The 22390-nt window shown below is 73.4% G+C and carries 16 protein-coding genes; 7 read left to right on the forward strand and 9 right to left on the reverse strand.

The window, feature by feature from the left end:
* Positions 1 to 42 precede the first annotated feature (42 nt).
* The 7 genes from J2S46_RS25675 to J2S46_RS25705 form a co-directional block, all read right to left on the reverse strand.
* Entirely contained in the window at positions 43 to 1101 is a 1059-nt protein-coding gene (locus tag J2S46_RS25675; RefSeq protein WP_191289461.1) for a PadR family transcriptional regulator, read from the reverse strand.
* Position 1102: 1 nt separating this feature from the next.
* On the reverse strand, positions 1103 to 1999 hold the full coding sequence (locus tag J2S46_RS25680) for a DUF4097 family beta strand repeat-containing protein (protein WP_073926170.1): 897 nt from the start codon (positions 1997 to 1999) through the stop codon (positions 1103 to 1105).
* A 292-nt stretch (positions 2000 to 2291) separates the two neighbouring features.
* Positions 2292 to 2471, reverse strand: coding sequence for a DUF6104 family protein (locus J2S46_RS25685; RefSeq protein ID WP_073926358.1), 180 nt, complete (start codon positions 2469 to 2471; stop codon positions 2292 to 2294).
* 78 nt (positions 2472 to 2549) lie between these two features.
* Positions 2550 to 4496, reverse strand: coding sequence for a serine/threonine-protein kinase (locus tag J2S46_RS25690; protein ID WP_191289462.1), 1947 nt, complete (start codon positions 4494 to 4496; stop codon positions 2550 to 2552).
* 224 nt (positions 4497 to 4720) lie between these two features.
* Positions 4721 to 8476 carry a multifunctional oxoglutarate decarboxylase/oxoglutarate dehydrogenase thiamine pyrophosphate-binding subunit/dihydrolipoyllysine-residue succinyltransferase subunit gene (locus tag J2S46_RS25695; RefSeq protein ID WP_073926168.1) on the reverse strand — a complete coding sequence of 1252 codons (3756 nt, stop codon included), beginning with the start codon at positions 8474 to 8476 and terminating at the stop codon, positions 4721 to 4723.
* A gap of 343 nt (positions 8477 to 8819) precedes the next feature.
* Positions 8820 to 9950: a sensor histidine kinase gene (locus J2S46_RS25700; protein ID WP_190209457.1), complete on the reverse strand. Its 1131-nt coding sequence runs from the start codon at positions 9948 to 9950 to the stop codon at positions 8820 to 8822.
* Positions 9951 to 10039: 89 nt separating this feature from the next.
* Complete coding sequence (locus J2S46_RS25705; protein WP_190209456.1) at positions 10040 to 10774, reverse strand: response regulator transcription factor; 735 nt, start codon at positions 10772 to 10774, stop codon at positions 10040 to 10042.
* Between the two features lie 491 nt (positions 10775 to 11265).
* Between J2S46_RS25705 and J2S46_RS25710 the strand changes: the two genes are divergently transcribed.
* The 5 genes from J2S46_RS25710 to J2S46_RS25730 all read left to right on the forward strand — a co-directional run bounded on the left by J2S46_RS25710 (position 11266) and on the right by J2S46_RS25730 (position 18421).
* On the forward strand, positions 11266 to 12039 hold the full coding sequence (locus tag J2S46_RS25710; RefSeq protein WP_191289463.1) for a rhomboid-like protein: 774 nt from the start codon (positions 11266 to 11268) through the stop codon (positions 12037 to 12039).
* 309 nt (positions 12040 to 12348) lie between these two features.
* Positions 12349 to 14742: an endopeptidase La gene (gene lon / locus J2S46_RS25715; protein ID WP_191289464.1), complete on the forward strand. Its 2394-nt coding sequence runs from the start codon at positions 12349 to 12351 to the stop codon at positions 14740 to 14742.
* A gap of 343 nt (positions 14743 to 15085) precedes the next feature.
* Positions 15086 to 16531, forward strand: a complete 1446-nt coding sequence (locus tag J2S46_RS25720; RefSeq protein ID WP_191289465.1) for an NHL repeat-containing protein — start codon at positions 15086 to 15088, stop codon at positions 16529 to 16531.
* A 115-nt stretch (positions 16532 to 16646) separates the two neighbouring features.
* Positions 16647 to 17174, forward strand: coding sequence for a GtrA family protein (locus J2S46_RS25725; RefSeq protein ID WP_191289466.1), 528 nt, complete (start codon positions 16647 to 16649; stop codon positions 17172 to 17174).
* Between the two features lie 14 nt (positions 17175 to 17188).
* Positions 17189 to 18421 (forward strand): ROK family transcriptional regulator, encoded by a 1233-nt coding sequence (locus J2S46_RS25730; RefSeq protein WP_191289467.1) that lies wholly within the window; start codon positions 17189 to 17191, stop codon positions 18419 to 18421.
* 50 nt (positions 18422 to 18471) lie between these two features.
* Here J2S46_RS25730 and J2S46_RS25735 read toward each other — a convergent pair whose 3' ends face one another.
* A complete protein-coding gene (locus J2S46_RS25735; RefSeq protein ID WP_307351301.1) occupies positions 18472 to 19527 on the reverse strand; it encodes an ABC-2 transporter permease in 1056 nt (351 codons plus the stop codon).
* Between the two features lie 99 nt (positions 19528 to 19626).
* On the opposite strand from J2S46_RS25735, the gene J2S46_RS25740 reads away from it, so the two are divergent.
* Positions 19627 to 20076: a MarR family winged helix-turn-helix transcriptional regulator gene (locus J2S46_RS25740; RefSeq protein ID WP_229912603.1), complete on the forward strand. Its 450-nt coding sequence runs from the start codon at positions 19627 to 19629 to the stop codon at positions 20074 to 20076.
* A 277-nt stretch (positions 20077 to 20353) separates the two neighbouring features.
* The gene (locus J2S46_RS25745; RefSeq protein WP_191289595.1) at positions 20354 to 21856 is read left to right on the forward strand and encodes an MDR family MFS transporter; all 1503 of its coding nucleotides are present in this window, start codon (positions 20354 to 20356) and stop codon (positions 21854 to 21856) included.
* 287 nt (positions 21857 to 22143) lie between these two features.
* On the opposite strand, the gene J2S46_RS25750 is transcribed toward J2S46_RS25745, so the two are convergent.
* On the reverse strand, positions 22144 to 22389 hold the full coding sequence (locus J2S46_RS25750; RefSeq protein ID WP_191289469.1) for a hypothetical protein: 246 nt from the start codon (positions 22387 to 22389) through the stop codon (positions 22144 to 22146).
* Position 22390: the final 1 nt, after the last annotated feature.

Below are 22390 nucleotides of genomic sequence, written 5' to 3' on the forward strand. Positions count from 1 at the left end.
CCGGCACCCCGAGGGGAGTGCCGGGCCCGGTGCCGCGGGCGGTCAGCCCAGCAGCCTCCGCAGCCGCTCGGCGGCGGCCGCCAGCGCGCCGCGGGAGCCCTCCAGCTGGGCCGCCGTCACACCGCTGTCCCGGGCGGCGTCCCTGACCTGGTCGCGGAACCGGTCGAGCAGCCGCTCCAGCTCGCGGGCCGGATCGCCGGCGGGGTCGGTCGCCGTCCAGCCGGGGAGGTCGGCCGGAGCCGTCGCGGACCCGCCGTCGGCGTCCTCCTTGTCGAGGTCGATCCGGGTGACCCGGATCTCCTCGCCCGCCGCCGGGCCGCCCGCCGGGGCGTCGGCGGCCGGATGGCCCCACCTGGCGGCGTCCGCCAGCCCGGCCAGACCCTTCGTCAGCTCCGAGATGCCCTCGGCCAGGCCGGTCGGCCAGTCCCCGCGCGCGGCGTGCTCGCGGACCTGCTGCTCGACCCGGCGCTTGATCCGCAGCGCCTCCTGCTGCGCGGCGGTGCGGGCCGCCCGGGACTGCTCGCGCAGCCGGCGGGCCTCCTCCTCGGCGGCCTTCGCCTTCGCCTTGGCGGCCTTCTCCTGCTCCTTGGCGCGCTTGGCCTGCTCCTTGGCCTGCGCCTTGAACTGGGCGAACTCCTCCTTGGCCCGCTGCCAGCTCTCCTTGTCACCCCACGGGCCGGCCCACGGGTCCCCGCCGGCGGACGGCTCGGCCCGGGGGGCCTGCTTGGCCGCGCCCCACAGCTCCTCGCGCAGGTCCTTGGCGCTGTCCCGGACGTCCTCGCGGATCGCGCCGGCCAGCTGCGCCACCGAGTCCCGGATCTCGACCTCCAGCTCGGCGATCTCGCCCTGGCGGGACGCCAGCTCGGCCCGGCCGGCGTCGGTCAGCCGGTAGACCTTGCGGCCGCCCTCGGTGCTGTGGGTGACCAGGCCCTCCTGCTCCAGCTTCGAGAGCCGGGGGTACACCGTGCCGGCGGAGGGCGCGTACAGGCCCTCGAAGCGCTCCTCCAGCAGGCGGATCACCTCGTAGCCGTGCCGGGGCGACTCGTCCAGCAGCTTGAGCAGGTACAGGCGCAGGCGGCCGTGGCCGAAGACGGGGGTCATCTCAGGCCTCCTTGGTGAGGTCGGGGCCCGCCGGGAGCTCCTTGACGACGACCGGGCCCTCGTCCTCGGTGTCGGGGCGGTGCAGCACCGTGACGGCGCCGGAGACGGTGGTCACCTGCAGGCTGCCCTTGCCGTCGCCGAGCTGGCCGGAGAGCTTCTTCGCCCCCCAGGTGCCGTTGACCTTGAGCTGCTCGAAGGTGCTGGACACGTCGCCGCTGTTGGTGCCGGCCTCGACCTTGGCGTCGGCGAGCGAGGGCAGCCGGACGCCGACCGCGCCGCTGACCGTGTTGACCTTGATGTCGGACGGGGTCTCCACGTCCAGGTCGAGGGTGACGGCGCCGCTGACCGAGTTGGCGGAGAGGCGGTCGGCGGTGCCGGCCACCACGGTGATCCCGCCGGAGACGGTCTTCACCTTGAGCTCGCCGGAGACGGACTGGGCGTCGACGTCACCGGAGACCGAGTTGGCCTCGGTGCGGCCGGAGAGGCCGACCAGGGTGGTGGCGCCGCTGGCGCCGTGCACGGCGACGTGGCCGGCCACACCGGAGACGGTGCTGTCCGCCGAGACGGTGCCGATCTTCACCTCGGAGCCGGCCGGGACGGCCAGCGAGACCACGGCCCGGCGCTTCTTCCGCAGTGAGCTGAAGAGCTCCTTGACGGACTGGACGGACTTCACGGCCTCGCCGAGCTCGCCCCAGTTGAGGTTCTTGTAGGTCACCGTGAGCACCCCGTTCTCCAGGGTGACGTGCAGCGGCTCGCCCTCCAGCTCGGTGACCTCCAGCCGGGCGGGGCCCTCGGCGGCGACGACGTTCACGGCGCCGTCGATGATCCGCACGTGCAGGGTGCCGACCGGCTCGTCGATGGTGATCCTGTCAGGTTCGCTGACCGTCCACTGGCTCATGGTGTGCCGCCTCCCGTTGCGATTCGCGATGTATCGCGTTCCCTTGTTGAACACGATATATCGCGTGCAGGGGAAGTCAAGCACGCCTCGGGGAAGCCGGGGTGGGCTCAGGGACGGGGTCGGGGGAGCGGTCGGGGGCGGCTCAGGGGGAGCTCGGGGCCGGGGCCGGGAACCGATCGGGGAGCCCCCGGGAGGGCCCGTGCCGCGGGCCCGGCGCCCCGCGGCACGCGAGAGGCCCGGGAGGCGATCGCCTCCCGGGCCTCTCGTCCGGCCGTGGCCGGTGCGGTGGCGCCTACTCGTCGTCCTCGTCGTCGAGCCGGGCCAGCCAGGTGGCCAGCCGCTCGACCGGGATCTCGAAGTCGGGGTTGAGGTCCACGAACTCGCGCAGGCGCTCGGCCAGCCACTCGAAGGTGACCTCCTCGTCGCCACGCCGGCTTGCCAGCTCCTCGATGCCACGGTCGGTGAAGTACACGGTGCGCTCCGGTCCGGTGGGATTTTCGACCAGGTCAGGATAGACCGGGCCGGCCTGCCGCCGGCCCGGTCCCGCCGGTCAGCCGTCGTTGCGGTAGTAGGTGATCGAGAGCTTGGTGGCACCGTTGGAGTTGCCCTGGGTCAGCACCTTGGCGACCACGATGCTGCCGCTGGCGCGGTGGCGCAGGCAGAAGATCCGGCCGGGCGGCAGCGCGTCGTAGCGCAGCGCGCCGGTCGGCTGCCGGTCGATGGCGGACGAGCACTGCTCCGGCGTCAGCTGCGCGTCCAGGGTGATGTACGCGTCGGTGCCGTTCCACGAGAAGGAGGAGTAGCCGGTCTCCAGCTCCCAGGACGGGTTGGCGGAGGAGTTCACCACCTTGCCCTCGGCCAGGTCGTAGCCGTAGTTGTAGTCCGGGGTGCCCAGCTCGCGGTCCTGGTAGACGGGGGTGTAGACGGCCGCCCCGCGGGGGGTGCTCGCGGTGGCCGACGGCGACTTGGACGCGCCGGCCCCGGTGCCCTTCGACGGCGAGGGGCTGTCGCCGGCCACCGGGGCGGCGGGGGCGGACTGGGTGGGGGCCGCCTGCGGGGTGCTCGGGTCGGCTGCCGGCGAGTTGGTGGCGCCGCCCGCCACGGTGCCCTTGGCCTTGCCGTCGTCGAGCTTCTTCATCAGCACCACCCCGCCGGCCGTCCCGCCGACCGCCATCACCAGGGCGACGGCGAGCAGGGCCTTCCAGGAGACGCCCTTGCGGCGGGGCTCCGGCACGGCGGGCGCAGCGTCCGTGACGACGGGGCCGGGGGGCGGGGTGTCGAACGAGGGCTGCTGGTGCAGCTGCATGGTGGGCGGCGAGGGCAGCACCGGCCCGGTCGGCGCCTCGTTGGCCGGCTGCGGGACGCCGTACGAGCCTAGCGGCGGCGGCACGAAGCCGGGCTGCGGGGGCTGCGTCTGCTGGTGGTGCTGCGGCGCCGCCGCCGGGGGCGGCCCGAAGCCCGGCGCGCCGGCCGGCGGCGGGGGGAAGGACGGCGCGGTGGCCGGCGGCCCGAAGGAGGGCGCGGTGGCCGGGGGCACCGGCAGCGGGGTCGGCGGCGTCTTCGGCAGGTCCGAGCGGCGGGTGATCTCGGTGTTGATCTGCTTGGGCAGCCAGTCGTCGGCGAACCGCAGCTGGCCGCCGACCGTCGGGTGGTTGCGGGCGATCTCGATGATCTCGGCGGGCCTCGGGCGGTCCTCCGGGTTCTTCGCCAGGCAGCGCAGCAGCAGCTCGCGCAGGTCGGCCGGGACGGCGTCCAGCTCCGGCGGCTCGTGCACCACCCGGTACAGCACCGCCGTCTCCGGGCCCTCGCCGAACGGCGGGATGCCGCCCGCGACGTACGCGGCCAGCGCGCCCAGCGCGAAGATGTCGGTGGCCGGGGTGACGGCCCGGCCCTGGGCCTGCTCGGGCGCCATGAAGGCGGGGGATCCGATCCGGAACCCGGTGCCGGTCAGCGCGGTGGCGTCGGCCGCGCGGGCGATGCCGAAGTCGATCACCCGCGGGCCGTCGCCGGCCACCAGCACGTTGGCGGGCTTGAGGTCGCGGTGCACCACCTCGACGCTGTGGATCGCCTGCAGCGCCTCCGCGATGCCGCCCATCAGCAGCAGGACGGTCCGCACCGGCAGCGCGCCGTGCTCGCGGATCACCTGCTGCAGCGAGGGGCCCGGCACGTACGCGGTGACCAGCCAGGGGGCGTCGGCGTCCACGCCGGAATCGATCACCTGGGCGGTGTACAGCCCGTGGATCCGCTGGGCGTTGGTGACCTCCTGGGCGAAGCGGCGCCGGAACTCCACGTCCTCGGCGAACTCCGGGCGGACCACCTTCAGCGCGACCGGACGGCCGCCCGGCGTGTAGGACAGGTAGACCCGGCCCATTCCGCCCGCGCCCAGCCGGGCGAACAGGCGGTAGCCGCCGACCTCGCGCGGGTCCTCGGGCAGCAGCGGCTGGAAGATCGGTGGGAGCGGCGGGACTGCGGCGTCCCGGGGAGTGTCGGCGGTCATTCGGGTGTCCCCCTGGTACGAGCGTTGAGCTGCGGCCGCCTCCTGGCGTGTGACGGGCACGCGGACGGCGGTGTGACCGCCACAACCTATCGACCCGTCAGGCCGCACCCCAAGCCGTCCGCCATTTGGTTGCACAGCTGCGACTTTGACGAGATGTCGGGGGAACGCCGAAGGCCCGGCATCCGCACGCGAGTGCGGATGCCGGGCCTTCGGGCCGACCGGGGTCAGAGGGTGAAGATCTCCTCCAGCAGCGCCTGCTGCTCGGCGGCGTGGCGCTTGGCCGAGCCGACCGCCGGGGCGGACGAGGCGGTGCGTGCCACCCGGCGCAGGCGGGCGCCGCCCGCGCTGCGGCCGACGACGACCTGCAGGTGGTCGACCAGGTTCATCGCGATGAACGGCCAGGCACCCTGGTTGGCCGGCTCCTCCTGCGCCCAGATGAACTGGACGTCGTCGCCGTACCGGCCCAGCTCCTCCTGGAGCTCGGCCACCGGCAGCGGGTAGAGCCGCTCGACCCGGACGATCGCGGTGTCGGTGACCCCGCGCTCGGCGCGGGCCGCCGCCACGTCGTAGTAGAACTTGCCCGCCGTGATGACCACCTTGCGGACGTTCGCCGGGTCGACGGTGGTGTCACCGATGACCGGGCGGAACGAGCCGGAGGTGAACTCCTCGGTGGCACTCGCCGCGGCCTTCAGACGCAGCATCGACTTCGGGGTGAAGACGATCAGCGGCTTGTGGTGCGGGTTGTGCGCCTGCCAGCGCAGCAGGTGGAAGTAGTTCGACGGCAGGGTCGGCATCGCGACCGTCATGTTGTTCTGCGCGCACAGCTGCAGGAAGCGCTCCGGGCGGGCGGACGAGTGGTCCGGTCCCTGGCCCTCGTAGCCGTGCGGCAGCAGCAGGGTGACGCCGGAGTGCTGGCCCCACTTCTGCTCGGCGGAGGCGATGTACTCGTCGACGACGGTCTGCGCGCCGTTGACGAAGTCACCGAACTGCGCCTCCCACATGACCAGCGCGTTCGGCCGGGTCAGCGAGTAGCCGTACTCGAAGCCCATCGCCGCGTACTCCGACAGCAGGCTGTCGTAGACGGTGTAGCGAGCCTGGTCCTCGGTCAGGTACAGCAGCGGGGTGTAGTCCTCGCCGGTGACCCGGTCGATCAGCACCGCGTGGCGCTGGCCGAAGGTGCCGCGGCGGCTGTCCTGGCCGGCCAGGCGGACGGGGTGGCCCTCCATCAGCAGCGAGCCGATGGCGAGCGTCTCGCCCATGGCCCAGTCGATGGTGTTGTCCTCGACCGAGGCCGCGCGGCGCTGCAGCTGGGGCAGCAGGCGCGGGTGGACGGTCAGCCAGTCCGGCAGGTTGACCTGCGAGGCGGCGATCCGCTTGACCATCTCCTGGGAGATGCCGGTCTGGATGTTGACCGGGAAGTCGGCCTGCGGCTTGCCGCCGGCCGCCGAGACCGGCGTCTGCGCGGCGTCGCGGACCTCGGAGAAGACCTTCTCCAGCTGGCCCTGGAAGTCCTGGAGCGCCTGCTCCGCCTCTTCCATGGTGATGTCGCCGCGGCCGATCAGGCCCTCGGTGTAGAGCTTGCGCACCGAGCGCTTCTTGTCGATCAGGTCGTACATCAGCGGCTGGGTGAACGACGGGTTGTCGGCCTCGTTGTGACCGCGGCGGCGGTAGCAGATGAGGTCGATCACGACGTCCTTGTGGAACTCCTGGCGGAACTCGAAGGCGAGGCGCGCGACGCGGACCACGGCCTCCGGGTCGTCGCCGTTCACGTGGAAGATCGGGGCCTCGATCATCCGGGCCACGTCGGTGCAGTACATCGAGGAGCGCGAGGAAGCCGGGGCGGCGGTGAAGCCGACCTGGTTGTTCACCACGACGTGCACGGTGCCGCCGGTGCGGTAGCCGCGCAGCTGCGACATGTTCAGGGTCTCCGCGACTACGCCCTGGCCCGCGAAGGCCGCGTCGCCGTGGATCTGGATCGGCAGCACCGGGAAGGAGGTGCCGGCCAGGTCCAGGACGTCCTGCTTGGCGCGGGCGATGCCCTCGACGACCGGGTCGACCGTCTCCAGGTGGGAGGGGTTCGCGGCCAGCGAGACCTTGATGGTCTCCCCGTCCAGGCCGGTGAAGGTGCCCTCGGAGCCCAGGTGGTACTTGACGTCGCCGGAGCCGTGCATCGACTTCGGGTCGAGGTTGCCCTCGAACTCGCCGAAGATCTTGCCGTACGGCTTGCCGACGATGTTGGCGAGCACGTTGAGGCGGCCGCGGTGGGCCATGCCGATCACGGCCTCGTCGAGGCGGTGCTCGGCGGCGGCGTCGATGGTGGCGTCCAGCAGCGGGATCAGCGACTCGCCGCCCTCCAGCGAGAAGCGCTTCTGGCCGACGTACTTCGTCTGCAGGAAGGTCTCGAAGGCCTCGGCCGAGTTGAGCCGGCGCAGGATGCGCAGCTGCTCCTCGCGCTCCGGCTTGGTGTACGGCTTCTCCAGGCGCTGCTGCAGCCACTTGCGCTGCTTCGGGTCCTGGATGTGCATGTACTCGATGCCGACGGTGCGGCAGTACGAGGCGCGCAGCAGGCCGAGGATGTCGCGGAGCTTCATCATCTTCTGGCCGCCGAAGCCGCCGACGGCGAACTCGCGCTCCAGGTCCCACAGGGTCAGCCCGTGCTCCACGACGTCCAGGTCGGGGTGCTTGCGCTGCTTGTACTCCAGCGGGTCGGTGTCGGCCATCAGGTGGCCGCGGACCCGGTAGGAGTGGATCAGCTCCATGACGCGCGCGGTCTTGTTGACCTCGTCGTCGTGGGTGGCGGCGACGTCGGTCGCCCAGCGGACCGGCTCGTACGGGATCCGCAGCGACTCGAAGATCTCGTCGTAGAAGCCGTGCTCGCCCAGCAGGAGCTGGTGGATGGTGCGCAGGAACTCGCCGGACGCCGCGCCCTGGATGACCCGGTGGTCGTAGGTCGAGGTGAGCGTCATGATCTTGGAGATGCCCAGCTTGGCCAGGGTGTCCGGGGACGAGCCCTGGAACTCGGCCGGGTACTCCATCGCGCCGACGCCGACGATGGTGCCCTGGTTCTGCATCAGGCGCGGCACGGAGTGCACGGTGCCGATGCCGCCGGGGTTCGTCAGCGAGACGGTGACGCCGGTGAAGTCGTCCATCGTGAGCTTGTTGGCGCGGGCCCGGCGGACGATGTCCTCGTAGGCCTGCCAGAAGCCGAAGAAGTCGAGGGTCTCGGCCTTCTTGATGGCCGCGACCACGAGCTGGCGGTCGCCGTTGGGCTTCACCAGGTCGATCGCCAGGCCCAGGTTCACGTGGTCCGGCTTCACCAGGAACGGCTTGCCGTCCTTGACCTGGTAGCTGTGGTTCATGCCCGGGCTGGCCTTGACGGCCTGCACCAGGGCGTAACCGATCAGGTGCGTGAAGGAGACCTTGCCGCCGCGGGCGCGCTGCAGGTGGTTGTTGATGACGATGCGGTTGTCGATCAGCAACTTGGCGGGCACGGCGCGCACGGAGGTCGCGGTCGGCACCTCCAGCGAGGCGTCCATGTTGGTGGCGACGGCCTTCGCCGGGCCGCGCAGCGGGATCAGCTCGGGGCCCGTGGTGGCGGCCGGGGCCGCGGCCGGGGCGGCGGCCTTGGGAGCCGGCGGAGCGGCCGGTGCTGCGGCCAGCGGCGCGGGAGCCTGCTGCACGGGCGCCGGAGCGGCCGGTGCTGCGGGCGCGGGCGCCGCCGGAACGGCAGCAGGGGCAGGGGCGGCAACGGGAGTCGGCGTGGGGCCGACCTGGGTCGCGGCCTGGGTCACTGGAGTCACCTCGGTACCGGGCTTGTAGTCGGCGAAAAAGTCCCACCAGGCTCGGTCGACCGAGTTGGGATCCTGGAGGTACTGCTGGTAGATCTCGTCGACGAGCCACTCATTGGGGCCGAAGCCCGAGGGCTCCGTCGTAGTGCGTGGGGCCGAGCTGTTGGGGGTTTCAGGGGACTGTGGCGACACGGCGGCAACCGCCCTCTTCCGCTTCCTTTTGGGATGGTTGGACAGCGGGGATTAAGGCTACGCCCCTGACCAGTGATCGCGTAGTCCCAACAGCCCAGGCGTCACCCAGATCACAGTCATGACCTGCAATTTGGCCGAAAAAGTGCGTTAGAAGTTCCGTGGTCAGGGGAAGCGATCGGTTCCGATCAGTGGTCTTACCCCAGTAAAACCGGACAAAACCGGGAGTGCGGCTGTCCGCATGGCGGACAGCCGCACGAGCCCGGAGGCTCTGTCCCGATTGTGTGACAGTTGCCCCGCTTGCTCCCGGCGGGGCGGGGCCGGCGCGGGGCGGACCAGGAGCGGTCTAGCGCTGCCCGGGCAGCCGGACCTCGATCCGGCAGCCGCGGGCCGCCTCCGCCACCTCGATCTGCCCGCCGTGCAGGTCCACCGCCCAGCGGGCGATCGCCAGGCCCAGGCCCGTGCCGCCGTCGCTGCCCGGCCCCTGCGCGGTGGCGGCGCCGCTGCGGCTGAACCGCTCGAAGACCCGGCTGCGGTCCTGCAGCGGGATGCCAGGCCCCTCGTCCTCGACCTCCAGGAGCAGGCCGCCCGGGTCCGCCGACGGGCGTGCCCGGACGGTCACGGTGCCGCCGGGCGGGGAGTGCTTGCATGCGTTGTCGACCAGGTTGGCGACCACCTGGTGGAGCCGCTCCGGGTCCGCCACGCCGGTCAGCCCGGACGGCCGCACCTCCAGCGCCAGCCGGACGTCGCCGCGGCGGGAGAAGGCCCCGCCGGCCGTCGCGCCGTCCACCGTGACCCCGCGCAGCACGCCGTCCAGGAAGGTCCGCACCTCGAACGGGCGGGCGTCCAGCGGCACCACGCCGCCGTCCAGCTTGGAGAGGTCCAGCAGGTGGGTGACCAGCCGGCCCAGGCGTTCGGTCTGTTCCAGGGCCGCGCCCAGGGTGGCCGGGTTCGGCTGCACCACGCCGTCGACCACGTTCTCCAGCACGGCGCGCAGCGCGGCGATCGGCGTGCGCAGCTCGTGCGAGACGTTGGCGACCAGCTCGCGGCGGTGCCGGTCGGCGGCCTCCAGGTCTGCTGCCATCTGGTTGAAGGTCGCGGCCAGCTCGCCGATCTCGTCGCGGGAGGACACCTCGACCCGGCGGCTGTAGTCGCCGCCGGCCATCTCGCGGGCGGCGAGCGTCATGTCGCGCAGCGGGGCGGTCAGCCCGTGCGCGAGGAACTGCATGAAGAGCAGGGAGGCGATCATCGAGAAGATCATGATGATCCGGATCTGGGTCTCGGACCGGATCGCGACCACGACCATGCCGCTGGCCAGGAAGACCGAGACGATCACGAGCAGGGCGAGCTTGCCCTTGATCGAGCGCACCGGGTCCAGCGGGCGGATGTCGGCCCAGACGCGGCGCGCCGCCCGGGCGGCCAGAGTCGGCGGCCGGGTGGTGTCGGTGTCCCCGTTGCGTTGCTGTGGAAAGGTCATGAGTCCCCTGACTGATCCCCGCGAGCCCCCCGTGTGCGTGCACGGCGTGGGCCCCCCGGAGGCCCAGCCGCTGGTTGTTCGTCCGGCCGTCAGGCGGCCGGTGCCTCCAGCGCGTACCCCACGCCGTGGACGGTGCGGATCCAGCTCGCGCCGATCTTGCGGCGCAGGGCCTTCACGTGGCTGTCGACGGTGCGGGTGCCGGAGGCGTCCGTCCAGTCCCAGACCTCGGCGAGCAGCTGTTCGCGGGTGAGCACCGCGCGCGGCTGGGCCGCCAGGCAGGCGAGCAGGTCGAACTCGGTCGGCGTGAGGTGGACGTCGCCCGAGGCCAGCCGGACCCGCCGCTGGACGTGGTCGATCTCCAGCTCGCCGAAGCGCAGGCTGCCGAGCGTCGGCGTCCTGGCCGCCTGCTGGGCGCGCTCCACGCGGCGCAGCAGCACGTTGACCCGGGCCGCCAGCTCGCGCATCGAGAAGGGCTTGGTCATGTAGTCGTCCGCGCCGACCCCGAGGCCGACCAGCAGGTCGGTCTCGTCGTCGCGGGCGGTCAGCATCAGCACCGGGACCGGGCGCTGTGCCTGGATCCGGCGGCACACCTCCAGGCCGTCGAAGCCGGGCAGCATGATGTCGAGCACGACGAGGTCCGGCTGCCAGGTGTGGAAGCCGTCGACGGCGCCCGGGCCGTCGTGGGCCACGGCGACCTTGAAGCCCTCCGCGCCCAGCCGGGCCGCGATCGACTCGGCGATCGTCGGCTCGTCCTCAACCACCAGCACTCTGCGCTGGCTGCTCACCGCGTTGCTGGTGTTGTTGTCCTGCTGAATTTCTGTCACGGTCACGCCACCGCCCCCAGGGCTGCGGGCCGGCCGTCGGTGGGACGGCGGGCTCCGCTCGTAGTCTTGTTCCGTCGTGGACTGTGCCGGGTCCGCCGTCCCCGCAGGTGCGGAGGGGTTCGCAGGTGTGGACCGCTCACCCCTTCCGCACACCGCAGCGTACGGACAGCGGGCGTATCCCGGCAGATGGACCAGGCATTTCCGGCCCGCGGAGCGGGATCCGGCCTGGTCCGGAGTTGGCACGGGCCGATACCTTACCCGCCCAGAATTTCCCCCGTAACGGTGCGTATGCACCCAAGGTGATGACAGACTCCCCTTCAGGAGTCGCTACTCGTGCGTAAACAGAGGGTTGGTCCGGACCATCTCGGGCAGGTGCCCCACCGTACGCGTTCGATCTTCACGTCCTGTTCCCAGCGAACACTCAGATCCTCGACGTAACGTGAGCACGACAAGTGTGGCAGGGATGCCGGCCGGCCCGGAAGGGAGGTGCAGTGCCAGGCGTACGACGGGAGTCCGTCACTCCCGGACCGCCCTACGGCGGACTGCGGCTCGGGCTGCGCGCGGGCCCGGCCGGCTGGGTGCTCCGGCGGGTCCCCACGCCCCGGCGCACCCCCTTCACGCTGGCCTTCCTCGCCACCCTGGGCGCCACCACGGTCTTTTCCCGGCAGGCCGATCCGGAGCTGGTCCGCCACCTCCAGGAGCTGTCAAGCACGGACGGCCACAACCTGCTGCGGCACCCGCTGCAGTCCCTGCTGCTCAGCGGGTTCTGGGTGGCCGGGCCGGTCTGGATGCCCTACCTGTGGGCCTTCGCCTTCACCGTGGCCCCGCTGGAGCGCCGGGTCGGACCGGCCAGGGCCGCCGGGGTCTTCGCCGCCGGACACGTGCTGGCGACCCTGCTGTCGCAGGGCGTGGTGGCGACCGCCGTCCGGGCCGGGCGGCTCGGCCCCGACGCGCTGGACACGCTCGACATAGGCGTCAGCTACGGCGTACTGGCCAGCCTGGGGGCGCTCGCCGCGCTGCTCCCGCGGCCCGGGCGGCTGCTGGTGCTGGCCGGGGCCGGGCTGCTGGTCGCCGACCAGGTCGCCACCGACCAGGACCTCGTCACCGGAGTGGGCCACCCGGCCGCGCTGCTCCTCGGCGTGCTGCTCGGGTGCCGGCTGCGGCGCCGGACCCGGCCGCCCCGCCGGGCCCGCGGCCGGCACCCGGCCGGGGAGCGGTCGCGTACGGAGGCCTCGCGCGGCCGGGCCGTGCTCGACCGGGCGTAGGCCCGTCGCCCGCCGCTCGGCTCCGTGCCTCCCGCTCGGCCTCCCTCCCGCTCGCCCTCCCGCCCGCTCGCCCTCCCGCTCGCCCTCCCCGTCCGCCCTCCCTCGCGCCGGCGCCACCGGTCCGGCCGGCCCTTCCGCGGGGCCGCCCTCGCGTCCCCGCGCCCGGCCCGGTTGCCCCGGCGGGCCGTTTGACGCGCCCCCGACCGGGACGTTCTCCCCTTTCGCTGCTGGCGAACAAGGGGCTGGGAACAACGGGCGCCCGCCAAACCTTAGTCAGGTCAGCTCAACTTCACTGACTGGGGAGAGATCATGGCATCGACGTCCACACCGCTCACCCTGCCCGTCCTGCCGCTCGACGACGACGTCGTGCTGCCGGGCATGGTCGTCCCGCTGGACCTGTCGGACACCGAGGTGCGCGCCGCCGTCGAGGCCGCCAGGTCGGCGGCCGTCGGCACCCAGAAGCCCCAGGTCCTGCTGGTTCCGCGGGTGGACGGCTCGTACGCGGCGGCCGGCACCCTCGCCACCGTCGAGCAGGTCGGCCGGCTCGCCGACGGCGACCCGGCGGCGCTGGTCCGGGCCGTCCGCCGGGTCCGGATCGGCGTCGGCACCACCGGCCCCGGCGCCGCGCTCTGGGTGGAGACCACCCCGTTCCGCGAGTCCGCCGTGCAGACCCCGCTGACCGGCCGGGCCGCGGAGCTGGTCAAGGAGTACAAGGCGGTCTCCACCCAGTGGCTGCGCAAGCGCGGCGCCTGGCAGATCGTCGACCGGGTGGCCCAGATCGAGGGTGTCGGCGAGCTGGCCGACAACATCGGCTACGCGCCCTTCGCCACCGCCGAGCAGAAGCTCAAGGTGCTGCTGGAGGCCGACCAGGTGGCCCGCCTGGAGTACGCGCTCACCCTGCTGCGCGAGCACCTCGCGGAGGAGGAGGTCAACGACACCATCCGCAAGGACGTCGAGGAGGGCGTCGCCAAGCAGCAGAAGGAGTTCCTGCTCCGGCGCCAGCTGGAGGCCGTCCGCAAGGAGCTGGCCGAGCTGAACGGCGACCCGGCCGACGAGGAGGGCGACTACCGCGCCCGGGTCGAGGCCGCCGACCTGCCGGAGAAGGTGCGCGAGGCGGCCCTCAAGGAGGTCGACAAGCTGGAGCGCGCCTCCGACCAGTCGCCCGAGGGCAGCTGGATCCGCACCTGGCTGGACACCGTGCTGGAGCTGCCCTGGAACGAGCGCTCCGAGGACGCGTACGACATCGCCGGGGCCCGCGCCGTCCTCGACGCCGACCACGCCGGGCTCGCCGACGTGAAGGACCGCATCGTCGAGTACCTGGCCGTCCGCAAGCGCCGGGCCGACCAGGGGCTCGGCCTGATCGGCGGCCGCCGAGGGGGCGCCGTGCTGGCGCTCACCGGCCCGCCCGGGGTCGGCAAGACCTCCCTGGGCGAGTCGGTGGCCCGCGCGATGGGCCGCTCCTTCGTCCGGGTCGCGCTCGGCGGCGTCCGGGACGAGGCGGAGATCCGCGGCCACCGCCGCACCTACGTCGGCGCGCTGCCCGGCCGGATCGTCCGGGCGATCAAGGAGGCCGGCTCGATGAACCCGGTCGTGCTGCTCGACGAGATCGACAAGGTCGGCTCCGACTACCGGGGCGACCCGGCCGCCGCGCTGCTCGAAGTGCTCGACCCGGCGCAGAACCACACCTTCCGCGACCACTACCTGGAGGTCGAGCTCGACCTCTCCGACGTGGTCTTCCTGGCCACCGCCAACGTGGTCGAGGCCATCCCCGAGGCCCTGCTCGACCGGATGGAGCTGGTGCGCCTGGACGGCTACACCGAGGACGAGAAGGTCGTCATCGCCCGGGACCACCTGCTCCCGCGCCAGCTGGAGAAGGCCGGCCTCACCGGCGAGGAGGCCTCGCTGACCGAGGAGGCCCTGCGGCTGCTCGCCGGGGAGTACACCCGGGAGGCCGGCGTGCGGAACCTGGAGCGCGCGATCGCCCGGGTGCTGCGCAAGGTGGCCGCGCAGAGCGAGCTCGGCGAGCGCGAGCTGCCGGTGGCGATCGGCGGCGACGACCTGCGGGCCCTGATCGGGCGCCCGCACCACACCCCGGAGGCGGCCCAGGAGCCGGCCGAGCGGCGGACCGCCGTCCCCGGGGTGGCGACCGGGCTCGCGGTCACCGGCGCGGGCGGCGACGTCCTCTACATCGAGGCCTCGCTCGCCGACGCCGAGACCGGCGGCACCGGCCTGACCCTCACCGGGCAGCTGGGCGACGTGATGAAGGAGTCGGCGCACATCGCGCTCTCCTACCTGCGCTCGCGCGGCGCCGAGCTGGAGCTGCCGGTCACCTCGCTGCGCGACCGGGGGGTGCACCTGCACGTGCCGGCCGGGGCCGTGCCCAAGGACGGGCCGAGCGCGGGCATCACCATGACCACCGCCCTGGCCTCGCTGTTGTCCGGCCGCAAGGTCCGAGGCGACGTGGCGATGACCGGTGAGGTCTCGCTCACCGGCCGGGTGCTGCCGATCGGCGGGGTGAAGCAGAAGCTGCTCGCCGCCGACCGGGCCGGGGTCACCACGGTGATCATTCCCAAGCGCAACGAGCCGGACCTGGACGACGTCCCGGCCGACGTGCTGGAGCGGCTGACCGTCCACCCGGTGGCGGACGTCCGGGAGGTGCTGGCGCTGGCCCTGGAGCCGGCCGAGGTGCTGATCGCCGCCTGACGGGCGGGCCGGGTCCGGGTGCGCCCGACGGGACATGACGTCCCGTCGGGCGCGTCCGCGTACTGGGACGCCCTTGTGAGACGCCTCGTCAGTACTCCAGCATGGGGCCCATGGATCGCCACGCCCACCTGAGCCGTCGACTCGACGTCGACCTTGCTCACGCGTGTTCCGCGATCTGTCGCCGCGCCGTCTGACAGCGCGGTGACCCCGCCCGGCGTGCCCGGGTCCTTCCCTGTCCGAGGCTCCCCTGGTTCCGGGTGAGCGTCCGGGCGGCGTGCACCGCTGTCCTCCGCTCCCCGGGCGCGCCCCGGAGGGGCCCACCACGACCCAGGACGGGACACCCATGCGCCTCGCGCCTCCCCTTCGCGCCGCCGTGCTCTCCGCCGCCGCGCTGCTGCTCGCCCTCGGCGGGACCACGCCCGCCACGGCGGCCGGCACCTTCGGCCCGCTGCCCCCGCACAACCCCTACGCCGGCCCGCCCGGCACCGCCACCATGCACGGCGACACCGGCTCCTCCGACGCCACCCCGCTGCCCGGCCCGAAGGCCGGCCCGCTCTCCTCCGACCGGATCGCCCTGCAGTCCGCCTGCCCCACCGTCCTGGTCGGCTCCGACGGGTTCCCCGTCGCCCTCTGCACCACGATCTTCGGGCTCACCCCGACCGTCCACCTGCTCGACCCGGCCGACGGCGGCTCGCTCGCCGAACTGCCGCTCGCCAAGGGCTCCCTGCTGGGCGGGGTCTACGCCTACCTGGACAACCTCGACCGGCTGGTCGCCGTCGACGGCAACGGGGACCTGCTGCGGATCGCCCACCGCCGTGACGCCGCCGGCGACTGGGAGCTGTACGTCGACAGCCGTCTCCCGCTGGGCGCCGCCGTACCGGCCGGGGACGCCGTCACCGGGGTCTCGCCCGACTGGCAGGGCCGGGTCTGGTTCGCCACCGGCGGGGGAGTGGTCGGCACCGCCGACGACCGGACCGGCACCGTCCGGACCCTGGCGCTCCCGGCCGGCGAGAAGGTCGCCAACAGCATCTCCACCGCCCCCCAGGGCACCGCCGTCTCCACCACGCACGCCACCTACCTGCTGACCGCCGGGGCCGACGGAACTCCCGTGATCACCTGGCGCCGTGCCTACGACCGCGGCCCGGGACGCAAGCCCGGCCAGCTCAGCTGGGGCACCGGGTCGACCCCCACCTTCTTCGGCCCGCGCACCGGCACCGAATACGTCACCATCGTCGACAACGCCGCGCCGACCGTGAACCTGCTGGTCCACCGCACCGACACCGGCGCCCAGGTCTGCTCGGTGCCGGTGCTCAGGGCCGGCGGCAGCGGCAGCGAGAACTCCCCGGTCGCGGTCGGCAACGCCGTCTTCGTCGCCAGCACCTACGGCTACCCGTACCCCAAGCTGCCGGAGGACGCCGGCCCCGGCGTGCCCGCCTCCGACACGTTCCGCGGCGGCCTCAGCCGGGTCGACGTCCGGGCGGACGGCTCGGGCTGCGACCTGGTCTGGGACACCAGGGTGCGCTCCGCCGCGGTGCCCCGGCTGTCCACCGCCGACGGGCTGATCCACACCGTGCTGCGCAACCCGGTGATCCCCGGCACCGACGCGACCTCGGTGCTCGACCCCTACTACTACGCCGAGGTCGACCCGGCGACCGGCGCGGTGGTGCGCACCAGGTACACCGGCGCCGGCTTCGTCTTCGACACCCTGCAGATGGTCGGCTCGATCGCGCCCGGCGGGGTCGTCTACCAGGGCACCACCACCGGCGTGCTCCGGATCACCGGGGAGTGAACACCGGCCCGGGCCCGGGCGGACGGGAGCGGACCGGGGGCGCCCGGCCCCGGCCGTGAGCCGGGCCGGGCTCTCGGATGTCGGCCCGGGCCGGGCACCGTGGGACACTGCGAGGATGCCGTCCCCCACCCAGCGCGCCCTGGCCCGAGTCCCGGCCCGGCTCCGCCCGGTCCTGGTGAAGCACCGGAAGCTGGTGAAGTTCCTCCTGGTCGGGAGCACCTGCTTCGTCCTGACCGTGGTGGTGAACCTCTCGCTGAAGCTCACCGTGCTCCAGCACAAGCCGGTCGTGGCGCTCACCGTCGCCACCGTGATCGCCACCGCCGTCTCCTACGTGCTGAACCGGCAGTGGTCCTTCCGGGCGAACGGCAAGCAGCGTGAGGCCGTCCTGTTCTTCGTCGTCAGCGCGGTGGCCGTGCTGGTCAACGACGTGCCGCTGATCGTCTCCCGCTACGTGCTCGACCTGCGCAGGCCGGACGTCAGCGCCTTCACCCAGGAGGCGGCGGACTTCCTCAGCGGCATGGTGGTCGGCACCCTGCTGGCCATGGTGTTCCGCTACTGGGCGATGCAGCGCTGGGTCTTCGTGAACCTGGCCGAAACCCCGGCGGCCCCGCAGGAGCGGCCGGCGCGGGTCCCGCAGGCCTGAAAGGGGCGACAACGATGCGCGAGACGGACCCCAGACAGGCCGGGCCGGCCAGCCAGCAGGGCATGCGCCGGGCCAACCTGGCCCTCGTCCTCGGACAGATCGCCGAGGGCCCGCGCTCCCGGGCCGAGGTCGCCGCGGCCACCGGGCTCACCCGGGCCGCGGTCTCCTCGCTGGCCGAGGAGCTGCTCGCCGCCGGGCTGCTCACCGAGGCCGGTCCCGCCACGCCCAGCGGCAAGGTCGGCCGTCCCGGCACCGCCCTGGGCCTGGCCCCGGACGGCCCCGGCGGCCTCGGGGCCGAGATCGGCGTCCAGCACCTGGCCGCCTGCGTGGTGGACCTGCGCGGCGAGGTCCGCAGCTGGCACCGGATGGAGATCCGCAACCAGGGACGGCAGCCCGCCGCGGTCTTCGCCGACCTCGCCGAACTGCTCCGCCGCGCGGCCGAGGAGTCCGGGCTGCGGCCCGCCGGGCTCACCCTCGCCGTGCCCGGGCTGGTCGGCGCGGCCGAGGGGATGGTCGAGCGGGCGCCCAACCTCGGCTGGGCCGGCCTGCCGGCCGCCGCCGAACTACGGCTCGCCCTGCGCGCCTGCGGCGCGGCCGAGCTGTCCGCCCTGCCGATCGAGGTCGACAACGAGGCCAACCTGGGCGGGCTGGCGGAACTCTGGCTCGGCGGGCGGCCCGGCGACTTCGTCCACCTGTCGGCCGAGGCCGGCATCGGCTCCGCGCTCGTGGTCGGCGGGCGGCTGCTGCGCGGGGCGCGTGGCTTCGCCGGCGAGCTGGGCCACATCCCCGTGCGCCCGGACGGTCCGCCGTGCGCCTGCGGCGCGCGCGGCTGCCTGGAGCAGTACGCGGGCGAGGCGGCGGTACTGCGGGCGGCCGGCCTGGCCGACGTCCGGGGCGACTGGGTCGCGCTGCTCGCCGGCCGGGCCGCCGGCGGGGACGAGACCGTGCTGGCGGCGCTGGCCGGCGCCGGCGCCGCGCTCGGCATCGCGGCCACCGGCGCGGTGAACCTGCTGGACCCGGCGGAGCTGGTGCTCGGCGGCGGCTACACCGAGCTGGCGCCCTGGCTGCTCCCCGCGATGCGGGCCGAGCTGGCGGCCCGGGTGACCGTGCGTCCCTGGTCGGACGACTGGCTGACGGTCTCCGCGCTCGGCCGCCGGGGCCCGCTGCTGGGCGCGGCGGTCGGCGTCGTCCGGGCGATCGTCGCGGACCCGGGGCGTTTCGCCGGCCGGGGGAGCGACGCCGTCTGAACCGGCGGGCCGCCCCGCCCGTCGTCGGGGCGGCCCGGGCGGTCGACGCGTCAGCGCGGGGCCGGCTCCTGGACGCGGCCCGGCGGCGCCTCCTCCTGGCGCCCCGGCCGGAAGGACACCGCGAGCAGGGTGACGGCGACGCCGACCACCGCCCAGGCCACCAGCACCATCAGCGGTACGGCGATCCCGGTCGCGTCGAAGTAGGCGATCGAGCGGGCCACGTCGGTGCCCGCGCCGTTCGGGATCCAGGCGCCGATCGCCCGCCAGAAGGCCGGCATCAGCGGCGGCGGGAAGACCCCGCCCGCACTGGGGTTGCCGAGCACCACGAAGACCAGCACCGCCAGCCCGATGCCGACGATGCCGAACAGGCACTGCAGGGCCATGGTGAACGCGCCGACCGCGAACACCACCAGGCTGCCCAGCCCCAGCAGTCCCCAGGTGGAGCCGGGCAGCGCGTCCAGCACCGGGCCGACGATCAGTGCGCCGCCGATGCCGGCCGCGACCGAGTAGAGCGCCAGGGTGCCCAGCCGGATCACCGCGCGGCCGGTGCTGGCGGGCCGGGAGCCGGCACTGATGCCGAGGATCGAGGCGACCAGGTAGCCGCCGACGCACCAGCCGATCACCAGGTAGAAGGAGGACAGGCCCTCGGCGTCCCCCGGCGCGAGCGGCACCACGTCCTGGACGACGACCGTGCGGCCCTGGCCCTTCGCGATGCCGGTGGCGATCTCCTCGGCCGCCCGGGCGGCGGCCGGGCCGCGGGCGTCGGCGACCAGCAGGGTGTCCTGGGTGCCCGCCGGGTCGAAGACCAGGGCCGCGTAGATCTTCTGGTCCTTGATCAGGGCGGTCGCCTCGGCGGGGTCGGCCACCGTCCCCGCCTTCACCGCGTCGTCCGGCACCGCCTCCAGGGCGGCGACCAGCTTCGGCTGCACCTGGGGCGGGGCGACCACCGAGATCGAGAGCTGATGCGGGCTCGGGTGATGCAGGGCGCCGACGTACGACACGATGAAGCCCAGCTGGAGCAGGAGGACGGCGATCACCAGCAGTGCTGCGCGAGGGGTCACCGCGTCCTTGAACTCCGCGACGAACCCCTGCCCGGAGGCGGCCATCGACATCTCCTCACTTTTAGGTACCAATCGGATACTTCGTATCATCAACCACTTGCCTGCCCGCCAATCCCGCGCCGATGCCTGCGGGATACTGGCCCGGTGAGTGACGAGCAGGCTCTGCTGGCGGTGGAGCGGGAGATTGCGCTGCTGTTCCGGCGGGGCCGGGCCAAGGTGGCGGAGCTGTCCCGTCAGGTGCACCCGGAGCTGGAGGGCATGGCGTACAGCATGCTCGGCTTCGTGGAGCAGGCCGGCCGGGTGCGGCTGACCGACATCGGTGCGCACTTCTCGGTCGGCAAGGCCACCGTCAGCCGCCAGATCAAGGCACTGGAGGAGATCGGCCTGGTCGCCCGGGAGGCCGACCCGCTGGACCGCCGGGCGTCGCTGGTGTCGCTCACCGCGGACGGCGCCGAGCGCTACCTGAGGGTCCGCGACTCCCGGACGGGACGGTTCCGCGAACTGCTGGCGACCTGGCCGCAGGACGACGTGCTGCGCTTCGCCGACCTGCTGGAGCGGTTCAACGAGCTGACCGGCGAGTCGCTGGAGGACTGACCCGGCGCCACCTCCGGGCCCGGTCGGGGCCCGGCCCGCGGCGACCGGCGATGTTCCGGCACGGGTGCCGTGCCGCTCCGTCGCGGCTCAGCCGGGGACGAACCATCGGTGCGGGCCATGGCCGCCGAGGATTTTACTTAGGCTTGAATAAAGTTGCCCGAGTCAACCATCCACCCTATGGTTGCTCAAGGCAACGAATTCGCGTCAAAGCCGAAGGACCCCGATGACCGTCACCTCGCCCGCCCCGACCGGAGCCGTCGCCGACGACGACGCCCCGATGACCCACCGTCAGGTCCTGGAGGCTCTCTCCGGGCTGCTGCTCGGGCTCTTCGTCGCGGTGCTCTCCTCGACGGTCGTCTCCAACGCCCTGCCGCGGATCCTCACCGACCTGCACGGCGGCGAGTCCGCCTACACCTGGGTGATCACCGCGGCCCTGCTCTCGCTGACCGCATCCACCCCGATCTGGGGCAAGCTCTCCGACCTGGTCAGCAAGAAGCTGCTGGTCCAGATCGCCCTGGTGATCTACATCGTCTCCTCGGCGCTCGCCGGGCTCTCCCAGAACACCGCCGAACTGATCGCCTGCCGCGTCCTGCAGGGGACAGGCGCCGGCGGCGTGACCGCGCTGGCCCAGATCTGCCTGGCCGCGATGGTTCCGCCGCGGCAGCGGGGACGCTACAGCGGCTACTTCGGTGCCGTCTTCGCCCTCGCCACCATCGGCGGCCCGCTGATCGGCGGTGTCATCGTGGACACCGACTGGCTCGGCTGGCGCTGGTGCTTCTACGTCGGCATCCCGTTCTCGCTGGTCGCCATCCTCGTCCTGCAGCGGACCCTGAAGCTGCCGGTGGTCCGGCGCAAGGCGAAGATCGACTACCTCGGTGCCACAGTCATCACCGGCGCCGTCAGCCTGCTGATGATCTGGATCACGCTGGCCGGCAAGAACTACGCCTGGCTCTCCTGGCAGACCCTGGCGATGGTCGGCGGCGGCCTGCTGCTCGGCGCGCTCGCCGTCCTGGTCGAGAGCCGGGCGGCCGAGCCGATCATCCCGCTCTCGCTCTTCCGGCACCGCACCGTCACCCTGGCCGCCGTCGCCAGTGTGCTGGTCGGCGTCGGGATGTACGGCGCGACCACCTTCCTCAGCCAGTACTTCCAGCTCGCCCGAGAGAAGTCGCCCACCGCGGCCGGGCTGATGACGCTGCCGATGATCCTCGGCCTGGCCGTCTCCTCCACCGTGGCCGGCAAGCTGATCACCCGCTACGGGAAGTGGAAGGCCTACCTGGTCGCCGGAACGTTCCTGCTGGCGATCGGCTTCGGCCTGCTCGGCACCGTCCGGGACGACACCGGCTACGGCGCGCTCTCCCTCTACATGGCGCTGGCCGGCATCGGCCTCGGCCTCACCATGCAGAACCTGGTCCTCGCGGTGCAGAACACCGTGCCGAGGGAGGAGCTCGGCGCCGCCAGCTCGGTGGTCACCTTCTTCCGCACCATGGGCGGCGCGATGGGCGTCTCGGCCCTCGGTGCGCTGATGACCAACCGGGTCGGGCACTACCTGACCGAGAACCTGGCCGCGGCGGGCGTCCCGGCCGGGCACGCCGGCGCGGCCGGCGGCGGCGAGATCCCGGACCTGCACACGCTGCCCGCGCCGGTCGTCCCGCTGGTGACCGACGCGTTCGGGCACGGCGTCGGGGTGGTGTTCCTGGTGGCTGCGCCGTTCGCGCTGCTGGCCTTCCTGGTGGTGCTCTTCATCCGGGAGATCCCGCTGCGCAGCGGCCCGCAGAGCTGAGACCCGTGCCCCCGGGCCGGTCGTGGAGAGATCCGCGGCCGGCCCTTCGCCGTACCGGCGGTCGCCGCCGCCGCGGAGCGGACGCCGATCACGAGCCGGGCGGGTGGCCGCACTCTCGGGTGGCCCGGGCCCGGGCCCGGGCCTGGGCCTGCGCCTGAGCCTGGGCCGGTGCCGGCGCCTGTGGCCGGCGCGACGGCGCGACGGGCGCCAGGGCCCGGGCGGCGACCTCGGGAACGCCGAACGGCCGGGGCGGATGACCGCCCCGGCCGTTCGGCGTACGGGTGTGACTACCCCGCGATCAGCGACAGTCCGTAGACCACCACCGCCGCGCAGGCGGCGAAGCAGACCGTGGCACCGGCCAGCACCGCGTTGGCCCGGCCCGTGCCGCCGGCGCCGGAGCCGCCGGCGGCCTCCAGCACGGCCTCCCGGCGCGACAGGGCGAGGATGCCGAGGGCGAAGACCGCCACCACGGCGACGGTGATGCCGAAGCTGATGCCGGCGGTCTGGGCCAGCGCGTTCCACTTGATGTTCATG

Source organism: Kitasatospora herbaricolor, from assembly GCF_030813695.1.
In the GTDB taxonomy this organism is placed as follows: domain Bacteria; phylum Actinomycetota; class Actinomycetes; order Streptomycetales; family Streptomycetaceae; genus Kitasatospora; species Kitasatospora herbaricolor.

Excerpts from the sequence above, each read along its gene's own strand:
- J2S46_RS25675 (WP_191289461.1), bottom strand. The coding sequence starts at position 1,101 with ATGACCCCCGTCTTCGGCCACGGCCGCCTGCGCCTGTACCTGCTCAAG.
- J2S46_RS25680 (WP_073926170.1), bottom strand. The coding sequence starts at position 1,999 with ATGAGCCAGTGGACGGTCAGCGAACCTGACAGGATCACCATCGACGAG.
- J2S46_RS25690 (WP_191289462.1), bottom strand. The coding sequence starts at position 4,496 with ATGACCGCCGACACTCCCCGGGACGCCGCAGTCCCGCCGCTCCCACCG.
- J2S46_RS25700 (WP_190209457.1), bottom strand. The coding sequence starts at position 9,950 with ATGACCTTTCCACAGCAACGCAACGGGGACACCGACACCACCCGGCCG.
- lon (WP_191289464.1), top strand. The coding sequence starts at position 12,349 with ATGGCATCGACGTCCACACCGCTCACCCTGCCCGTCCTGCCGCTCGAC.
- J2S46_RS25720 (WP_191289465.1), top strand. The coding sequence starts at position 15,086 with ATGCGCCTCGCGCCTCCCCTTCGCGCCGCCGTGCTCTCCGCCGCCGCG.
- J2S46_RS25725 (WP_191289466.1), top strand. The coding sequence starts at position 16,647 with ATGCCGTCCCCCACCCAGCGCGCCCTGGCCCGAGTCCCGGCCCGGCTC.
- J2S46_RS25730 (WP_191289467.1), top strand. The coding sequence starts at position 17,189 with ATGCGCGAGACGGACCCCAGACAGGCCGGGCCGGCCAGCCAGCAGGGC.
- J2S46_RS25735 (WP_307351301.1), bottom strand. The coding sequence starts at position 19,527 with ATGGCCGCCTCCGGGCAGGGGTTCGTCGCGGAGTTCAAGGACGCGGTG.
- J2S46_RS25745 (WP_191289595.1), top strand. The coding sequence starts at position 20,354 with ATGACCCACCGTCAGGTCCTGGAGGCTCTCTCCGGGCTGCTGCTCGGG.
- J2S46_RS25750 (WP_191289469.1), bottom strand. The coding sequence starts at position 22,389 with ATGAACATCAAGTGGAACGCGCTGGCCCAGACCGCCGGCATCAGCTTC.